Below are 16789 nucleotides of genomic sequence, written 5' to 3' on the forward strand. Positions count from 1 at the left end.
TTACTGCTCCAATTGTTTTAAAATATCTGCCGCTACTGCTTGTTCAGCAAAGCGACGACTGGATCCTTCACCATATAATACAGGCAAACCCTCGATAATACATTCCACTTTGAAATGCTGATTCGGGGCATCGCCTTGAATATCCACAACGTCGTAAACAGGGAGAGGCTTTTTACGGGCTTGCAAATATTCTTGTAAGCGTGATTTGGGATCTTTGAGTTGGTCTGTAGGCTCAATATGGTCTAAATATGGCACGTACCATTTCAGTACGATCTCTTGCAAGATTTTTAAATCATTGCAGTCGACATAAATTGCACCAATAATCGCTTCTACAGTATCAGCAAGAATAGATTCTCGATGATGTCCACCCGATTTCAACTCACCTGTGCTTAAGATTAAACACGGACCAAGTTTCAAATCGTTTGCAATTTTGCCTAATGCTTCTTGACGAACCAATGTGGCACGCATACGCGTTAAACGCCCTTCATTTTCATGCGGGTAGGCTTGATACAAATAATGGGCAATGATCATCCCTAACAACGAATCACCTAAAAACTCCAGACGCTCGTAGTTAGATTTATGACTCACCGACCGGTGTGTCAGTGCAAGCCGCAATAATTCTGGCTGTTTAAACTGGTAACCGATACGGCTGACCAAGTGCATATCACTTGGTTTGGACTGACCTTTGATCAAAACTTTTCTCGAACTTTAATACTAAATCTATATTGAGTAAGAATGGCTTTCTTATCTCATACTCTTTTTTCACTTGTAGTCCATCGATATTGACGACTTTTGCAATATCTTTAAAATTGATATCACGTACGCCATTCATATCGAAACGCTGCCCCATCTTTGTCTCAAACTCAGAAGGTGCAATGTTTTTTGGACTACTTTGCATTAATTCCGTAATCTGATTATCGATCATCCGATCATCTACATACGGTCCCCAAACCGCAATAACAATTTTTACTAAAAAAGCAAAACCAATAATTGCAATCAAAATTGCAATATAAGATGCACCTTGTTGATTTTTACGCATTTTTTATTTTCCATTCATGCTTAATCAATTTTACCGTTACGATTAAATGACGGTAATTTAAAACCAGGCTCTTTATGCATCCAGATATAGAATGCACGGCCCGTTAAGTTCTCTTCTGGTACAAAACCCCAAAAACGACTGTCAGCACTTTGATCGCGATTATCCCCCATCGCGAAGTAATGACCTTGTGGAACTTTGACTTCCCAATATAAACCATTTTCAGCTGAGTATTTGCCATTTTCAACATAATTAATAAATGGGGCTTGGCGTGCAACATTCACACCTTCAAGCTCACGCATTTTAAAGGTATGGTTACCTAAGGTTTCTTTATGATAAATCGATGTTGGGGTATCTAAGATATCTTTTTCACGGCTAAATTCCACGGGAACTTTAGCCACCTTATTACCGTTAATGGAAAGTTGCCCGTGATCATAAACAATGTGATCGCCTGGCAAGCCCACCACACGCTTAATATAACTAATCGTTGGTTGCGGTGGATAACGGAATACAATCACATCACCACGTTCTGGCTCACCGACGTCAATCACTTTGGTATTTACGATAGGTAATCGCATTCCATAAGTAAATTTATTGACCAGAATAAAATCGCCAGTTTCTAAGGTCGGCACCATTGAATCTGAAGGAATATTAAAAGGCTCATATAAGAATGAACGTAAGATCAGGACCACAGCCAAAACCGGCCAAAAATCATAAGCCCATGTAATAATGAAATTTTCATTACCCTTGCCCCGCGTTTGTCTTTGCTTCAAGACCAACTTATCCAACAACCACAGCAAAAAGAAAATTAGCGTCGCTGGTACAAGGATTAAATTAAAATCAAAATCCATGGGCTTATATCCTCAATTTTATTATCGTTCTACTTTCAATACAGCCAGGAACGCTTCTTGCGGGATTTCAACACTGCCCACTTGTTTCATGCGTTTCTTACCTTCTTTTTGCTTCGATAACAGTTTCTTCTTACGTGAAACGTCACCGCCATAGCATTTCGCTAATACATTTTTACGCATGGCTTTTACGGTTGAGCGCGCAATAATTTGTGCACCAATCGCTGCTTGAATTGCAACATCAAACATTTGACGTGGAATCAGCTCTTTCATTTTTTCGACCAGCGCAATACCACGGTGACGTGCATCATTACGGTGAACAATCATCGCCAATGCATCAACTTTTTCACCATTGATCAGTACATCTACTTTGACCAAAGACGAACTTTCAAAACGCACGAAGTTGTAATCGAGCGAGGCAAAACCGCGTGAACATGATTTTAAACGGTCAAAGAAGTCCATCACCACTTCAGCCAATGGAATTTCAAAAGTCAGCGATACTTGCTTACCCAAGAATTTCATTTCCTTTTGCACACCACGGCGTTCAACACATAAAGTCATGACGTTACCCAAGTATTCTTGAGGAACCAAAATATGACATTCAGCAATCGGCTCACGTAAATCTTCAACCGTTGAACCATCAGGCATTTTCGATGGACTGTCGATGTAAATGGTTTCACCATTTTTCATTAACGATTCATAAATTACCGTTGGTGCAGAGCTGATGAGATCTAAATCATATTCACGCTCTAAACGCTCTTGCACAATTTCCATGTGCAACATGCCTAAAAAGCCGCAACGGAAACCAAAACCTAAGGCATCTGAACTCTCTGGTTCAAAAAACAATGCTGAATCATTAATTTGTAATTTTTGCAGCGCTTCACGGAACGGTTCAAAATCGCTGGCATCAATCGGGAATAGGCCCGCATATACCTGCGGTTTAACTTTTTTGAAACCCGGTAAAATAGCAACATCTGGGGTCGTAGACAAAGTAATGGTATCGCCTACTGGCGCACCAAAAATATCTTTAATCCCGGCAATGACAAAGCCCACTTCACCGGCTTCTAACTCGCCTGTTTCAGTGTGTTTTGGATTAAAAATACCAACTGAGGTCACAATATGGGTTTGTCCGGTCGATTTGACCAGCATTTTATCGCCCTTACGGATACGGCCATGTTTGATACGAACCAGCGAGACCACGCCTAAATAATTATCGAACCAAGAATCGACAATCAAGGCTTGCAAGGCCGCTTCACGATCGCCGACTGGTGGCGGAATCACATTCACCAATGTTTCTAAAACGCCCTCAACACCTAGACCTGTTTTTGCAGAACATGTAGGAGCTTCTGTCGCCTCAATTCCGATAATATCTTCAATTTCTTGAATTACACGCTCAGGTTCAGCTTGAGGTAAATCAATCTTGTTTAAAATCGGAAGGACTTCAAGCCCTTGTTCAAGGGCGGTATAACAGTTTGCTACTGATTGAGCTTCTACACCTTGTGCAGCATCAACCACCAGCAACGCACCTTCACAGGCGGCAAGAGAGCGAGAAACTTCGTATGAAAAATCCACATGTCCTGGTGTATCAATGAAATTCAATTGATATTCTTCACCATTGGGATGGGTATAATAAAGCGTTACCGAAGTCGCTTTGATGGTAATGCCACGTTCGCGCTCAATCTCCATAGAGTCAAGGACTTGCGCTTGCATTTCGCGGGCTTGTAGACCACCACAGGTTTGAATAAATCGATCTGCAAGCGTCGACTTACCGTGATCGATATGTGCAATAATCGAAAAATTTCGTATATTATTGATATTAACTGACTTTTTAGCAACTGCCATAAACTACTCTAAATCAAAACACACAATCACATACTTGAATGAACAAAGTATTTATGACGTGCAAAAAAGGATATTCCGAAGATGTTGCACAGTATAAGCAGTAGATAGTTAAAAATACAGAGAGCTTTTAAAAATAGTCCGTTTCTTCTACAAAACTTTGCTATAAATCCTATTCATCCAACTATTGATCCATGAATGTAATGACAGTAATTAACTCAGGTCTTTTAAGCTTTAGTGGATAGAAATAGATAGATCAATATTCACCTTTCGAATTAATATGAGTGAAATCCAGCAGATTAATATTAGCAGCTATGGGTTGATAGGCTTGGGTAAATGTCGGTGACATGCGTTTTGGTCGACCTGTTGCGATTTCAATACACGCCCATTTGGTATTTCCCGTGAATAAAACGCTTTGGTCTTGAGGACGATAAAAAACGTATTGGCGGAAAGAATAGAGAGCATTGATATCGCTCAACCAAGTACGCAAGATAATTTTTTCGCCTTCAAAGGCCGCTTTTCGATATTGTACATGATGTTCAATTGCCACCATTGCATGCTTCAGCTCAAGATATTCCTTGAGTCCCAAACCTAAGGCTTCAATATGGGCAGTCGCCACTTCCTGTATCCACTGCATATACACCACATTATTCACATGCCCCAAACTGTCAATATGATCTGCTTGAACGGTCATTTCTAAATCAAAAACTGTGCTCATCTATTCTTTAAATCCTTAGTCGTTGCAAAAATTTCGTTCAAGGAAACACAGTCTACGTAATTTCAAGATCAAGTAAAATTGCAAAATATAAAAAAACCACTCATTTTCAGAGTGGTTTAGAGCTTGCTTCGTTTAGGTTAATCAATACGCATACCTAAAATGGCACGTTGATCTTGACGAATAATCGAAACACGTGCAATTGAACCTTTTTTCAATTCAGACACAGATTTAATAAAATCATTACTATTCAGAATAGTTTTATTATTGATTTGAGTAATGATATCTCCGGCAGTCATACGCGATTGTGCAGCAACACCGCCGCGTTTAACTTCCTCTATTAAAATACCACCTTTAATATTCAACTGCGTTTGTTCTGCAGCAGTTAAATTACGAATGCTAACCCCTATAACGGGACCTTTTTGTTCAGCAGTTTGTTCCACTTTTGCAGGCGTGTCATCTGGAGCAGTGGTTAATGTTGCTGAGATATTACGGGTTTTATCATCGCGTAAAATTTGTAATTGAATGTTTTGATTCGGTGTGGTTCGGTTTAGGTAATTGAGCAAATCCGAAGTTCTTGAAATGGGTGAACCATTATATTTCAAGATTACATCGCCTGACTTAAAGCCTGCTTTGGCTGCTGGTGAATTGGGTGCCACCTGGGTCACTAGTGTCCCTTCAGGTTTAGATAAGTTATAAGATTCTGCAAGGGTACGATCAATATCTTGCAGCATTACGCCTAAGTATGAACGTGTCACCTTACCATTCTTTTTCAACTGCTCTGCCACATCCATCGCCACATCAATCGGAATAGAGAATGACAGGCCCATATATCCGCCAGTACCACTAAAGATCCGCGAGTTCACCCCAACCACTTCACCATTTTGATTAAATAATGGACCACCCGAATTCCCCGGGTTTAAAGCCACATCGGTTTGGATAAATGGAACTGAAGTTTCCCCCATCATGTTGCGCATTTTCGCGCTAACAATGCCGGCAGATGCAGAGTAGTCAAAGCCAAATGGTGAACCAATGGCCAGTACTGGCTCTCCTACTCGGAGTCGATCAACATTACCCGTACGTAATTCAGGGAAATTCGAGCCATTGACTTTCAGAAGCGCAACATCTGTACGCTCATCGCTTCCAACAACAGTCGCATCAATTTCACGGCGATCATTTAACATAATGGTCACTTTAGAAGCATCTTCTACCACATGATGATTCGTCAATAAATAACCATCTTTGCTAATAAAGAACGCACTGCCAAAAGCCGTTTTATCCTGTGGTGCCTGTTGTTGAGGAATAATTACTCGGTTACCAAAGAAACGTTTTAATATTTCAGGAACTTGCTGCTGCAGCAATTCTTGCTCTGTCATTTTTTTAACGACATTTACACTGACAACTGCAGGACTGACTTGCTCAACTAAATTAGAAAAGTCTACTGACGATGCTGCTTGGGTTTGCACTGCCACCATCGTAAATACCGCAGTATAAATTCCATTTTGTACATAGCGATTTTTCATATAAAGCCTTCGCTCCATTTCGTTATAAATATGTGTAGACAGTTTTTTAGCATAAACATTGTTTAGCTGGTGTAATAAGATGTTTGATTATATTTGTATAAACAACAGCTTAAAGATTCCTTAAAAGTTTGTTGATTTATTACTTTTTCTCATCATACATTAGCATATTAGCTCTTGTTTTTTGATCAAAAAAGCGTTGTCATTACCAAACTTTTTTTTCGAATTAGCTAATGGACATGTCTAATTTAAACACTACGCATCATTTTGATGTGATCATTGTGGGAAGTGGCGGTGCTGGCCTAAGTCTGGCTTTATCGCTACCCGATCATTTCAATATTGCAGTTTTGGCAAAATCGACTCTAACCGATGCCAGTACTTTTTATGCGCAAGGCGGTGTCGCGGCTGTTTTAGATGAAACCGATTCAATTGAACAGCATATTGATGACACCATGATTGCAGGTGCGCAGTTATGTGAAATTGAGGCGGTCAAACAAACGGTAGAAGGTGGCAAGCCCTCAGTTGATTTCCTTTTAAAGCATGGCGTGCAATTCACCTTAGACGAACAAGAGCAACTGCATTTGACCCGTGAAGGTGGTCATTCACAGCGCCGTATCATTCATGCGGCAGATGCAACCGGTCGTGCCATTTCCACTACCTTCGTTGAACGAGCCCAAGAAAAACAGAACATTACTATTTTTGAAAATTACATTGCCATTGATTTGATTACCTCCCAAAAATTAGGGCTGAAAGATCAAGACAACCGTGCTCTGGGTTTATACGCTTTAGATGAAAAAACTGAAAAAGTGCATACCTTTTTAGCTCCCGCTACTGCTTTGGCGTGTGGTGGAGCCATGAAAGCCTATCTATATACATCTAATCCGGATATTGCCACCGGTGATGGTATTGCCATGGCTTATCGTGCTGGCTGTCGTGTGGCCAATATGGAATTTAACCAGTTCCATCCGACCTGTCTTTATCACCCTCAAGCGCGTTCATTTTTAATTACTGAAGCCATGCGGGGTGAAGGTGCTTATTTACGTTTACCGGATGGTGAACGTTTCATGCTGCGTTTTGACGAGCGTGCAGAACTTGCTCCACGCGATATTGTGGCACGTGCTATTGACTATGAAATCAAGCGTTTGGGGATTCGACATGTCTGGCTGGATATCACGCATAAGCCAGCCGAGTTTGTGAAGGAACATTTCCCTACCTTATATGCCCGTCTACTAGAACTGGGCATCGACATCACCACAGAAATGATTCCGGTCGTTCCTGCTGCACACTATACTTGCGGCGGTGTGGTGGTCGATGAACACAGCCAGACGGATATTGAAGGACTATATGCGATTGGGGAAACCTCGTATACTGGCTTACATGGTGCTAACCGAATGGCCAGTAACTCACTTTTAGAATGTTTTGTGTATGGCATGAGTGCTGCAAAACATATTGAAAGTCAGTTTGATACCCCATATAAATCTCCCGATGTACCCGCTTGGGATGATTCTCAGGCGATGCATCCGGATGAAGATGTAGTCATTCTACAAAACTGGGATGAACTGCGGCAGACCATGTGGAACTATGTCGGCATTGTTCGTACCACGAAACGTTTGGAACGTGCGCTACACCGTATTGAAATGCTGAAACGGGAAATCACCGAGTATTATCACGATTACCAAGTCAGTAAAAACCTGATTGAACTGCGTAATCTGGTTTTGGTGTCTGAGATGATTGTGCGCTGTGCCATGGAGCGTAAAGAATCACGCGGTCTGCACTTCACCTTAGACTATCCGGAATTGTCAGATGAGTTGCGTAAAACCATTCTAATCCCACCTAGCTTTCAAGTAGAAACACCTTTGGTGAATGCTGAAGCCTAATTTTTAAAAATTGTAAAATCAGTAAAAAGCCGAACATGTTTGTTCGGCTTTTTTAACGCTGCATAACGTCTATTTATCGCTGAGGCGGTATGGAATAGGTGCTTACAGCATGCGCAATCGGTTCTTCCGAATCAATAGAATATAACCATACATCCCCAACTATCAGTGCCTTACCGACTTTCATTAATTGGCAAACCGCACGAATATCCTGTTCTGCTGTAGGCTTTCTTAAAAAATTGATGGATAAATTGGTGGTGACTGCCAACGCGACAATGCCAATCTCACCCAGTATTGCAATATACAACGCATAATCGGCAGCGGTCATCATGGTTGGTCCCGACACCGTTCCACCCGGTCTTAAATCAGCAGCCCCCACATGATAAATAATGGATGCAGCTTTTTCAGTCACTGTTTCTATTTCGCATTTTTCCAGACTTTGTGGAAATTCAGCCTGTAAAAAAGCAATGATTTCTGCCTTGGTACTTTTCATTTATATTTTATCTTCATCCCTGATGATGCTGAATATAAAAGAATAACCTACCTTAAGCACTGATCTTTTTGATCTTTTTTTCAATTTCAAAAAGTTATTTCAGATAAGCTGCTGCCTGTTCAAATACCTGTTCTGGCGTTTGTGTAGCATCTAAGCGCTTAATCCGTTCACCTTGTTTTTCCCAAAGTTCCTGATAACCCGAACGTACTTTCTCAAAGAAAGTGGCTTTCTCCTGTTCAAAACGATCCAGTGCCCCACGCTCACGTGCACGCGACATTCCCAGTTCCGTCGGGGCATCCAGCCAAAAGGTGATATTTGGCATATGTGAGACAAAATTTACATTCAATAACTGCAATTTTTCTTTATTTAAGCCACGCCCCGCACATTGATAAGCAAAACTGGCATCGGTAAAACGATCACAGAGTACGGTTTTACCTGCAGTCAGTGCCGGCACAATCACTTGCTGTAAATGTTGTGCACGTGCTGCATACATTAAAAGCAGCTCGGTATCATGAGACATGTTTTCTTCATGATTAACCGACAACAGTAACGAACGGATCTGTTCTGCCATCGGAGTGCCACCCGGCTCACGCGTAAGCACGACTTGCTGGCCTTGGTGTTCTAAATAGTCATAAATTTTACGAATGAGTGTGGTTTTCCCGACACCTTCAGTGCCTTCAAAACTAATAAACATCCATCACTCCTTCTTCGATTTTAAAACTGACAAGTAATCCTGCACTGCACGATTATGCTCATCTAAACTTGCCGTAAATTTATGTCCACCATTTCCAGTCGCTACAAAATAGATATTATTTGATGCATCGGGATGCATTGCAGCTTCAATGGCTTTTTGACTGGGTAACGCAATTGGAGTTGGCGGTAAGCCATTATTGGTATAAGTGTTATAAGAAGTCGGTGTACGCAAGTCTGTGCGGGTAATATTACCTTTATAATTATTGCCCATACCATAAATCACGGTCGGGTCTGTTTGCAGACGCATGCCCATTTTTAAACGGCGTACAAACACACCAGAAACTTGTTCAAGTTCACGGTCGAGACTGGTTTCTTTTTCAACAATTGAAGCCATAATCAGAGCTTCATATTTATCTTTATAAGGTAGGTTAGAAGAACGACTTACCCACGCAGCATCTAAAGCTTTCATTTGACGATTATACAAATTTGTCAGAATCTTTTTATCTGTTTCGCCTTTGGCAAAGAAATACGTATCTGGAGCAAACAGGCCTTCAGGATGATTAAACGGAATATTCAACGCTTGCAGCATTTGATCTTGAGGAAGATTCAGCACTTCTTTCGTGACTAAATCATCTTTCTTTAGAAGTTCAATTAACTGCTTAAAGGTTGTTCCTTCAATCACTAAAATACGATTCATTTGCGCATTTTCAGAATTCGCCACCATATCCATCACTTGACGAATCGTCATGCCCTGACGCACTTCATATACACCGGCTTTCATGGTGTCATGAATCATAATTTTTTGATAAAGCTTCAATACAATTGGGAAACTGACTTTATCTTCCTTAACTAAACGATCAATAAAGCCGGAATAGGTATCTCCAGTTCCAATTGCCAGCATCTGCTTTTTGCCTTCAACTGGGTAAGCCTTAAATAAGCTTGACCATAAGATGACTAAAGCCATGACCACAACACCCATGAATAGAATGATGAAACCTTTCAATGGAAATACTTTTGTGGCTTTCTTTTTTGAATTTTTCTTTGTGGTGGACATATTAACGAATCTGATTCAAGTGAAGGATATTAAACAGTTCAATACAGGCTTGAACATTCAAAGTTTGCTGATTAAGTTCAGTCACAACTTTCATTGGACTTAAGGCATTACAGAAAAACAGACTTTCAAATTTTGAAATTTCTTCCATATCAATAAAGCGCTGTTCGCAATGAATACGCTGTTGTTGCATACGAGATAAAATTTCTGAACGCATCACGCCATGGACGCCATTATAACGAAGTTCTGGAGTAATCCATGTATTGTTTAAACGAATGAAACAATTACTGCTTACTCCTTCAACAACAGTGCCTTGCACATCAGTCACCAGTGCTTCCGCCCATCCTTTTTGATCGGCCTCATTTTTTAATAATACCTGCTCCAAACGATTCAGGCTTTTTAAACCAACCAAGGTTGGCATGCTGAGTCCTAGTGCCTGTTGTAGTACACCCGATTTAATTTTTTCAATTTGAAAATCATCAACAACCTTAGGATAAAAAAACACCCATACATCAGCAGAATGTTCAGGCAAACTATATCCGCGCTGCCCTTCACCACGACTAATGATGATTTTAAGTGTGCCATTCACTTCTAGAAATTGCCGTTGCAGTAAAACCAAAGTTTTTTGAACCAGACTTAAATCTGCTTTTAACAACAGTCGTTCACAACTTAGATGCAACCGTGCCATATGTAATGCTTCAAGCTCAATTTTGCCATGCCGAACCCGCGCAGTCGTAAAACAACCATCACCATAATGGAAGGCCCGATCCAGTAATGAAATTTCGTTTATTTCCTGTGCATTCTTAAAACATGGCATATCAAAACATCCTGTGAATGATGACTTAGTTTAAAACAGCAGCCTTAGATTGATAGCTTTTTTATTCATATCAAATTCGTTTCTTATTATTTTTTTAATAAAAAAGATGACGCTATCCTTTGTCTTGTTACAAAACATTAATAATTCAAATGTAAAGGATAGTAAAAATGCGCTCATTAAAAATCGGGGTTTTAGCAGCACTTATTTCGGCAACATCTTTTAGTGCGCTTGCAAAAGACTTTTTAAACGTTTCTTACGATCCAACCCGTGAACTGTATGAAAACTATAATAAAGAGTTTGGTGCATATTGGAAGAAAACCACAGGTCAAGAGATTAACTTCAAGCAATCACACGGCGGTTCCGGCAAACAGGCACGTTCAGTCATTGATGGCCTTGATGCAGACGTTGTGACTTTAGCACTGGCTGCAGATATTGATGCCATTGCAGAAAATACAAATCTTCTGCCAAAAAACTGGCAGAAAAAGTTTCCCAATAACTCTACCCCTTATACCTCAACCATCGTATTTCTTGTACATAAAGGCAACCCGAAAGGCATTAAAGACTGGAGCGATTTGGTTAAACCCGATGTCGGCATTATCACACCCAACCCTAAAACGTCTGGTGGTGCACGCTGGAACTATTTAGCAGCATGGGCGTGGGCGAAACACCAACCGAGTAGCAACGATGCCAAAGCCCAAGAATTTGTACGCAAAATCTATAAAAATACCAAAGTTCTTGATTCTGGTGCACGTGGTGCAACCACAACATTTGCTGAACGTGGTATTGGCGATGTATTACTGGCTTGGGAAAATGAAGCACACTTGGCGATACGTGAACAGCCGGGCAAGTTTGAAATTATCACACCATCCTTGTCTATCTTGGCAGAACCGCCTGTAGCGATTGTCGAAAAGAATGCACAGAAAGATGGCAATCTGAACATAGCAAAAGCTTACTTAAACTATCTGTATTCACCTGCCGGCCAAACCATTGCTGCCAGCAACTTTTATCGTCCGCGCAATGCGGCTGTATTGGCAAAATACAAATCCATATTCAAACCTTTGAAGCTGGTGACCATTGATAAAGAATTCGGTGGCTGGACCAAAGTTCAGAAACAACATTTTGATAATGGCGGCATTTTTGACCAAATCGTGAAAGCCAATAGCACGAAATAATCTTAGAAGTCCGAGAGCAGTACTGGCTTTATTCATAAGGCCAGTGCTTTGGGTACAGAACAGGGCTGATTTATCTCTTTTATTCATATAAAATTCATTTTTTATTATTTTTTATGCATAAAGTATGGCGCTATTCTGCACTCATGTTAAAAAATAGTTAAGAATATTGAGGTTGGTATGAGTATTTCAGCAAAATTAAAGTTAGGGGTTTTAGCCGCAGTTATCTCTGCAACATCTTTTAGCGCTCTGGCAAAAGACTTTTTAAATGTCTCTTATGACCCAACGCGTGAACTTTATGAAGATGTCAATAAACAGTTCGGCCAATATTGGGAAAGCCGTACAGGTCAAAAAATCAACTTCAAACAATCTCACGGTGGTTCTGGCAAACAAGCACGTGCAGTGATTGATGGTTTAGATGCTGATGTCGTGACGCTTGCTTTGGCTGCTGATATTGACGTGATTGAACAAAAAACAAAACTGCTTCCAGCTGATTGGCAAAAGAAACTTCCTCACAACTCAACCCCCTATACCTCTACAATCGTATTCTTGGTACGTAAAGGCAATCCTAAAGGTCTAAAAGACTGGGGCGACTTGGTTAAACCAGGTGTCGGCATTATCACGCCAAACCCTAAAACGTCTGGCGGTGCACGCTGGAACTATTTAGCAGCTTGGGCTTGGGCGAAACACCAAGCCGGTGGTAACGACAAAATGGCTCAAGAATTTGTGCGTAAAATTTATAAAAATACCAAAGTTCTCGATTCTGGTGCACGTGGCGCAACAACCACATTTGCTGAACGCGGCATTGGTGACGTATTACTGGCTTGGGAAAACGAAGCGCACTTAGCGCTTCGTGAACAACCGGGTAAATTCGAAATCGTAACACCAAGCTTGTCTATTCTGGCTGAGCCACCCGTTGCGATTGTAGAAAAAAATGCCGAGAAAAAAGGCAACAAATACTTGGCACAAGGTTACTTGAACTTCTTGTACTCTCCATTGGGTCAAGAAATTTCAGCACGTAACTTTTACCGTCCACGTAATGCAAAAGTGTTAACAAAATATAGCAATGTATTCAAGCCACTTAAACTTGTCACCATTGACCAGGAATTTGGCGGTTGGGATAAAGTTCAAAAAGCTCACTTTGAAAATGGTGGCATCTTTGACCAAATCGTAAAGGCAAATAGCGCGAAATAATCGTGCTGCAAAGATAGAGGAGCACCGACATGATTCATACCGTAATTGTTCCGGGCGTAGGTGGCAGTGAACATGCTCACTGGCAATCCTGGTTACAACGACAACTCATGTCATGCTCTCGTGTACAGCAACAGGATTGGAATAACCCGGTACTTGAAGACTGGATAAGCGAATTTGTAAATATGGTTCTTCCGATTCAAGGTCAGATCCAAATCGTTGCGCATAGCTTTGGTTGCCTAACCACCGTTGCAGCATTGACTCAGCATCCGGAATTAAATCAAAAAATTAAAAATTTGATTTTGGTTGCCCCAGCAAATCCTGCACGTTTTGGTGAAGCGGGTTTCGCACGTGATAGTCAATCAGATTACAGCGCGTATTTCCACCAACTGAAAATTGCCGTACCGACCACTCTACTGATTAGTGAAAATGATCCTTGGTTAAATTTTGAAGATGCCCAATGCTTAGCCCAAGCATGGAAGCTCAATCCGGTTAACCTGGGTCAAGTCGGACATATTAATGTTGCTTCCGGTTTTGGTCCGTTTCCTGAAATTTATGATTATTTGATTTCAGAAAATGTACTGCAACATATCAATTTTTCTGATGAGAGCAAGTATTATTTTAAATTTGCAATTTGAAGTCTGCAAATTATGCTTGTGCCGAATTAAATTTTTATTTTTGCTGACTTTATTGGTCAGCATTTTCTCTTTTGAGGAGTAATCATGTCGCAGCGATCCCGAGTGCTGCCAGGATTTGGTCTTTCTCTAGGCTTTACCCTAGCGTATTTGTCATTAATTGTTCTTATTCCACTTTCTGCAGTGTTTATTAAATCGCTGGGAATTGGCTGGGACGGTTTATGGGAAATTTTAAGTTCAGAACGTATTCTAAAATCTTTGCAGTTAAGTTTTAGTGCCGCACTTATTGCAGCCTTAGTCAATGTGGTATTTGGCTTATTACTGGCATGGTGCTTGGTTCGTTACAGCTTTCCTGGTAAACGGATTATTGATGCTTTAGTGGATTTACCTTTTGCCCTGCCAACAGCAGTTGCAGGTATTGCATTAACGTCTTTATATGCACCTACAGGCTGGATTGGTCAGTACCTAGAACCGATTGGTATTAAAGTGGCTTACACCCCGATCGGGATCACGCTTGCGCTAATTTTTATTGGTTTACCTTTCGTGGTTCGTACGGTACAACCAGTTTTAAGTGACCTAGAAACCGAACTGGAAGAAGCTGCATCTGCATTGGGTGCCAACCGTTTTCAGGTTATTACCAAAATCATTATGCCGATTCTATTTCCTGCACTACTGACTGGTTTTGCCTTGGCGTTTGCACGTGGAGTCGGTGAATATGGTTCAGTCATCTTTATTGCCGGTAACCAGCCATATGAAACTGAAATCGCGCCCCTGATGATTATTTCTCGTTTAGAAGAATATGATTATGCAGGTGCAACCACGATTGCGGTTGTGATGTTGGTGCTGTCATTTGCGATTTTATTCCTGATTAACTTGCTACAAGCATGGGCAAGCCGTCGTACAGGGAGAACTGCACCATGAGCTTAATCACCAATAGCAATGCTTTAGCAGAAAAACTGCAATCTCGTGATGCAACCCGTGAACCGACATGGGTGCGTAATCTTCTGATTATCATTGCGCTGATCTTTTTCTTAAGCTGCCTGATTCTGCCTTTAATTTTGGTCTTTGTTGAGGCCTTTAAACAAGGTGTTGCGGTTTATTTCCAAGCCTTGATCAATCCAGATACTTTATCTGCAGTAAAACTGACTTTATTAACCGCTGCGATTGCCGTGCCATTAAACGTGGTGTTTGGTGTCGCTGCTGCCTGGTCGGTTGCAAAATTCAACTTCCGTGGTAAATCCATTTTAACCACCATTATTGACATCCCTTTCTCTGTGTCACCTGTCATCGCAGGTATGATGTTGGTACTTATTTTTGGTACTCAAGGCTGGATGGGCAGCTGGCTGATGGATCATGATATTAAAGTATTATATGCCGTTCCTGCCATTGTGCTTGCCACCATCTTTATTACCGTTCCTTTTGTGGCGCGTGAATTGATTCCTTTAATGGAAGCGCAAGGTACTGAAGAAGAAGAAGCCGCGATTGTACTCGGTGCTTCAGGCTGGCAAACCTTCTGTAAAGTGACCTTACCGAATATTAAATGGGGTCTGATTTACGGAGTGATTCTGTGTAATGCCCGTGCGATGGGTGAATTCGGTGCAGTATCGGTGGTGTCTGGTCACATTCGTGGTGAAACCAATACCTTACCGTTACACGTAGAAATTCTTTATAACGAATATACCTTTAGTGCTGCGTTTGCGGTGTCCTCGCTGTTGGCTTTACTTGCCATTGTGACCCTGATTTTAAAAACATGGGTTGAAATACGCCAAGAAAAGCAAAACAAACGTAATGAAGATTCACAAGTTTCTTAAGGAATGACATCATGAGTATTCAAGTTAAAAATATTGAAAAACACTTTGGTGCATTCCATGCACTTAACAACATTTCACTGGATTTTCCAGATGGTCAGTTGGTGGCATTATTGGGTCCATCAGGCTGCGGTAAAACCACCCTGCTCCGCATCATCGCTGGTTTAGAATCCGCTGATGGCGGTCAGGTGATTCTTGAAGGTGAAGACGCAACTGATGTGCATGTTCGCGAACGTCAAGTGGGCTTCGTTTTCCAACACTATGCTTTGTTTCGTCATATGACCGTATTTGACAACATTGCTTTTGGTTTACGTGTTCGTCCGCGCTCGACGCGTCCTTCTGAAGCTGAAATTAAAAAACGTGTAACCCGTTTGCTGGATCTGGTTCAACTCGGTTTCTTGGCAGATCGTTTCCCGGCTCAGTTATCGGGTGGTCAACGTCAACGTATTGCATTGGCTCGTGCACTCGCTGTTGAACCTCGGGTACTATTACTGGATGAACCATTTGGTGCACTCGATGCCAAAGTGCGTAAAGAACTGCGTCGCTGGTTACGTACGTTGCATGATGAATTGCATATCACTTCTATTTTTGTAACCCACGATCAGGAAGAAGCCTTAGAAGTGGCGGATCAAATTATCGTGATGAACAAAGGTAATGTAGAGCAAATTGGTTCACCACGTGAAGTTTATGAAAAACCGGCAACACCGTTTGTTTTCGACTTCCTGGGTCAAGCGAATCGTTTCGAAGGTCAGAATCAGCAAGGTATTATTCATCTTGGTGAAGACCGCATTCAATTGCCACAAGTGAAAGATGCACCCCAAGGTGAAATTATTGCATTTGCGCGTCCAAACGAACTCAGCATTCATGCCGCTCCGCAAGAAAATGCCATTCAAGCCACTTTCTTACGTGAAATCTGGATTGCCGGTAAAGTGCTTGCAGAACTTCAAGATCGCCAAGGTAATTTAATTGAAATTTCGCTTAGCTCTGAAGAGGCGAAACTGCATCAATTTAAACCGAATCAAACTGTGTGGTTAAGCCCAACCGCATTGCATTTATTTGCCAATGACGTCGCTTAAGAACAAACAGATGGGGCAAAACAG

General features: G+C 41.3%; 17 protein-coding genes. 7 read left to right on the forward strand and 10 right to left on the reverse strand.

The window, feature by feature from the left end; all coding sequences use genetic code 11:
* From rnc to ACP69Y_RS00490, 6 genes are all read right to left on the reverse strand, one after another.
* Entirely contained in the window at positions 1 to 693 is a 693-nt protein-coding gene (gene rnc, locus ACP69Y_RS00465) for a ribonuclease III (protein ID WP_131214808.1), read from the reverse strand.
* Complete coding sequence (locus ACP69Y_RS00470; RefSeq protein ID WP_425915183.1) at positions 665 to 1039, reverse strand: DUF4845 domain-containing protein; 375 nt, start codon at positions 1037 to 1039, stop codon at positions 665 to 667. The genes rnc and ACP69Y_RS00470 overlap by 29 nt, the downstream gene beginning before the upstream one ends.
* A 20-nt stretch (positions 1040 to 1059) precedes the next feature.
* Positions 1060 to 1887 carry a signal peptidase I gene (lepB, locus tag ACP69Y_RS00475; protein WP_425915185.1) on the reverse strand — a complete coding sequence of 276 codons (828 nt, stop codon included), beginning with the start codon at positions 1885 to 1887 and terminating at the stop codon, positions 1060 to 1062.
* 21 nt (positions 1888 to 1908) lie between these two features.
* The gene (gene lepA / locus ACP69Y_RS00480) at positions 1909 to 3726 is read right to left on the reverse strand and encodes a translation elongation factor 4 (RefSeq protein WP_425915187.1); all 1818 of its coding nucleotides are present in this window, start codon (positions 3724 to 3726) and stop codon (positions 1909 to 1911) included.
* A gap of 253 nt (positions 3727 to 3979) precedes the next feature.
* The gene (locus ACP69Y_RS00485) at positions 3980 to 4441 is read right to left on the reverse strand and encodes an acyl-CoA thioesterase (RefSeq protein WP_425915189.1); all 462 of its coding nucleotides are present in this window, start codon (positions 4439 to 4441) and stop codon (positions 3980 to 3982) included.
* Between the two features lie 137 nt (positions 4442 to 4578).
* A complete protein-coding gene (locus tag ACP69Y_RS00490; RefSeq protein ID WP_425915191.1) occupies positions 4579 to 5961 on the reverse strand; it encodes a Do family serine endopeptidase in 1383 nt (460 codons plus the stop codon).
* Between the two features lie 230 nt (positions 5962 to 6191).
* Here ACP69Y_RS00490 and nadB point away from each other — a divergent pair, with 230 nt between their 5' ends.
* Positions 6192 to 7835: an L-aspartate oxidase gene (nadB, locus tag ACP69Y_RS00495; RefSeq protein WP_425915193.1), complete on the forward strand. Its 1644-nt coding sequence runs from the start codon at positions 6192 to 6194 to the stop codon at positions 7833 to 7835.
* Between the two features lie 73 nt (positions 7836 to 7908).
* Here the strand turns inward: nadB and ACP69Y_RS00500 are convergent, their stop codons facing one another.
* From ACP69Y_RS00500 to pabC, 4 genes are all read right to left on the reverse strand, one after another.
* On the reverse strand, positions 7909 to 8325 hold the full coding sequence (locus ACP69Y_RS00500) for a PaaI family thioesterase (RefSeq protein ID WP_425915195.1): 417 nt from the start codon (positions 8323 to 8325) through the stop codon (positions 7909 to 7911).
* 94 nt (positions 8326 to 8419) lie between these two features.
* Complete coding sequence (gene tmk, locus ACP69Y_RS00505) at positions 8420 to 9019, reverse strand: dTMP kinase (RefSeq protein ID WP_425915197.1); 600 nt, start codon at positions 9017 to 9019, stop codon at positions 8420 to 8422.
* A gap of 3 nt (positions 9020 to 9022) precedes the next feature.
* A complete protein-coding gene (mltG, locus tag ACP69Y_RS00510; protein WP_425915199.1) occupies positions 9023 to 10072 on the reverse strand; it encodes an endolytic transglycosylase MltG in 1050 nt (349 codons plus the stop codon).
* A 1-nt stretch (position 10073) separates the two neighbouring features.
* On the reverse strand, positions 10074 to 10886 hold the full coding sequence (pabC, locus tag ACP69Y_RS00515; protein ID WP_425915201.1) for an aminodeoxychorismate lyase: 813 nt from the start codon (positions 10884 to 10886) through the stop codon (positions 10074 to 10076).
* Positions 10887 to 11053: 167 nt separating this feature from the next.
* Between pabC and ACP69Y_RS00520 the strand changes: the two genes are divergently transcribed.
* The 6 genes from ACP69Y_RS00520 to ACP69Y_RS00545 all read left to right on the forward strand — a co-directional run bounded on the left by ACP69Y_RS00520 (position 11054) and on the right by ACP69Y_RS00545 (position 16765).
* Positions 11054 to 12058 carry a sulfate ABC transporter substrate-binding protein gene (locus ACP69Y_RS00520; protein WP_425915203.1) on the forward strand — a complete coding sequence of 335 codons (1005 nt, stop codon included), beginning with the start codon at positions 11054 to 11056 and terminating at the stop codon, positions 12056 to 12058.
* Between the two features lie 177 nt (positions 12059 to 12235).
* Positions 12236 to 13249 carry a sulfate ABC transporter substrate-binding protein gene (locus tag ACP69Y_RS00525; protein WP_425915205.1) on the forward strand — a complete coding sequence of 338 codons (1014 nt, stop codon included), beginning with the start codon at positions 12236 to 12238 and terminating at the stop codon, positions 13247 to 13249.
* A gap of 29 nt (positions 13250 to 13278) precedes the next feature.
* The gene (locus ACP69Y_RS00530) at positions 13279 to 13884 is read left to right on the forward strand and encodes an alpha/beta hydrolase (protein ID WP_425915207.1); all 606 of its coding nucleotides are present in this window, start codon (positions 13279 to 13281) and stop codon (positions 13882 to 13884) included.
* An 84-nt stretch (positions 13885 to 13968) separates the two neighbouring features.
* On the forward strand, positions 13969 to 14802 hold the full coding sequence (cysT, locus tag ACP69Y_RS00535; protein ID WP_067724989.1) for a sulfate ABC transporter permease subunit CysT: 834 nt from the start codon (positions 13969 to 13971) through the stop codon (positions 14800 to 14802).
* Positions 14799 to 15692, forward strand: coding sequence for a sulfate ABC transporter permease subunit CysW (gene cysW, locus ACP69Y_RS00540; protein WP_425915209.1), 894 nt, complete (start codon positions 14799 to 14801; stop codon positions 15690 to 15692). Before cysT ends, cysW begins: the two co-directional genes overlap by 4 nt.
* 11 nt (positions 15693 to 15703) lie before the next feature.
* Positions 15704 to 16765 (forward strand): sulfate/molybdate ABC transporter ATP-binding protein, encoded by a 1062-nt coding sequence (locus ACP69Y_RS00545; RefSeq protein WP_425915211.1) that lies wholly within the window; start codon positions 15704 to 15706, stop codon positions 16763 to 16765.
* Positions 16766 to 16789: the final 24 nt, after the last annotated feature.

This window comes from Acinetobacter sp. TSRC1-2 (assembly GCF_049895885.1).
GTDB lineage: Bacteria > Pseudomonadota > Gammaproteobacteria > Pseudomonadales > Moraxellaceae > Acinetobacter.

Excerpts from the sequence above, each read along its gene's own strand:
- ACP69Y_RS00520 (WP_425915203.1), top strand. The coding sequence starts at position 11,054 with ATGCGCTCATTAAAAATCGGGGTTTTAGCAGCACTTATTTCGGCAACA.
- ACP69Y_RS00500 (WP_425915195.1), bottom strand. The coding sequence starts at position 8,325 with ATGAAAAGTACCAAGGCAGAAATCATTGCTTTTTTACAGGCTGAATTT.
- ACP69Y_RS00490 (WP_425915191.1), bottom strand. The coding sequence starts at position 5,961 with ATGAAAAATCGCTATGTACAAAATGGAATTTATACTGCGGTATTTACG.
- tmk (WP_425915197.1), bottom strand. The coding sequence starts at position 9,019 with ATGTTTATTAGTTTTGAAGGCACTGAAGGTGTCGGGAAAACCACACTC.
- ACP69Y_RS00525 (WP_425915205.1), top strand. The coding sequence starts at position 12,236 with ATGAGTATTTCAGCAAAATTAAAGTTAGGGGTTTTAGCCGCAGTTATC.
- ACP69Y_RS00470 (WP_425915183.1), bottom strand. The coding sequence starts at position 1,039 with ATGCGTAAAAATCAACAAGGTGCATCTTATATTGCAATTTTGATTGCA.
- pabC (WP_425915201.1), bottom strand. The coding sequence starts at position 10,886 with ATGCCATGTTTTAAGAATGCACAGGAAATAAACGAAATTTCATTACTG.
- ACP69Y_RS00530 (WP_425915207.1), top strand. The coding sequence starts at position 13,279 with ATGATTCATACCGTAATTGTTCCGGGCGTAGGTGGCAGTGAACATGCT.
- cysW (WP_425915209.1), top strand. The coding sequence starts at position 14,799 with ATGAGCTTAATCACCAATAGCAATGCTTTAGCAGAAAAACTGCAATCT.
- cysT (WP_067724989.1), top strand. The coding sequence starts at position 13,969 with ATGTCGCAGCGATCCCGAGTGCTGCCAGGATTTGGTCTTTCTCTAGGC.
- nadB (WP_425915193.1), top strand. The coding sequence starts at position 6,192 with ATGGACATGTCTAATTTAAACACTACGCATCATTTTGATGTGATCATT.
- lepB (WP_425915185.1), bottom strand. The coding sequence starts at position 1,887 with ATGGATTTTGATTTTAATTTAATCCTTGTACCAGCGACGCTAATTTTC.
- ACP69Y_RS00545 (WP_425915211.1), top strand. The coding sequence starts at position 15,704 with ATGAGTATTCAAGTTAAAAATATTGAAAAACACTTTGGTGCATTCCAT.
- mltG (WP_425915199.1), bottom strand. The coding sequence starts at position 10,072 with ATGTCCACCACAAAGAAAAATTCAAAAAAGAAAGCCACAAAAGTATTT.
- lepA (WP_425915187.1), bottom strand. The coding sequence starts at position 3,726 with ATGGCAGTTGCTAAAAAGTCAGTTAATATCAATAATATACGAAATTTT.
- ACP69Y_RS00485 (WP_425915189.1), bottom strand. The coding sequence starts at position 4,441 with ATGAGCACAGTTTTTGATTTAGAAATGACCGTTCAAGCAGATCATATT.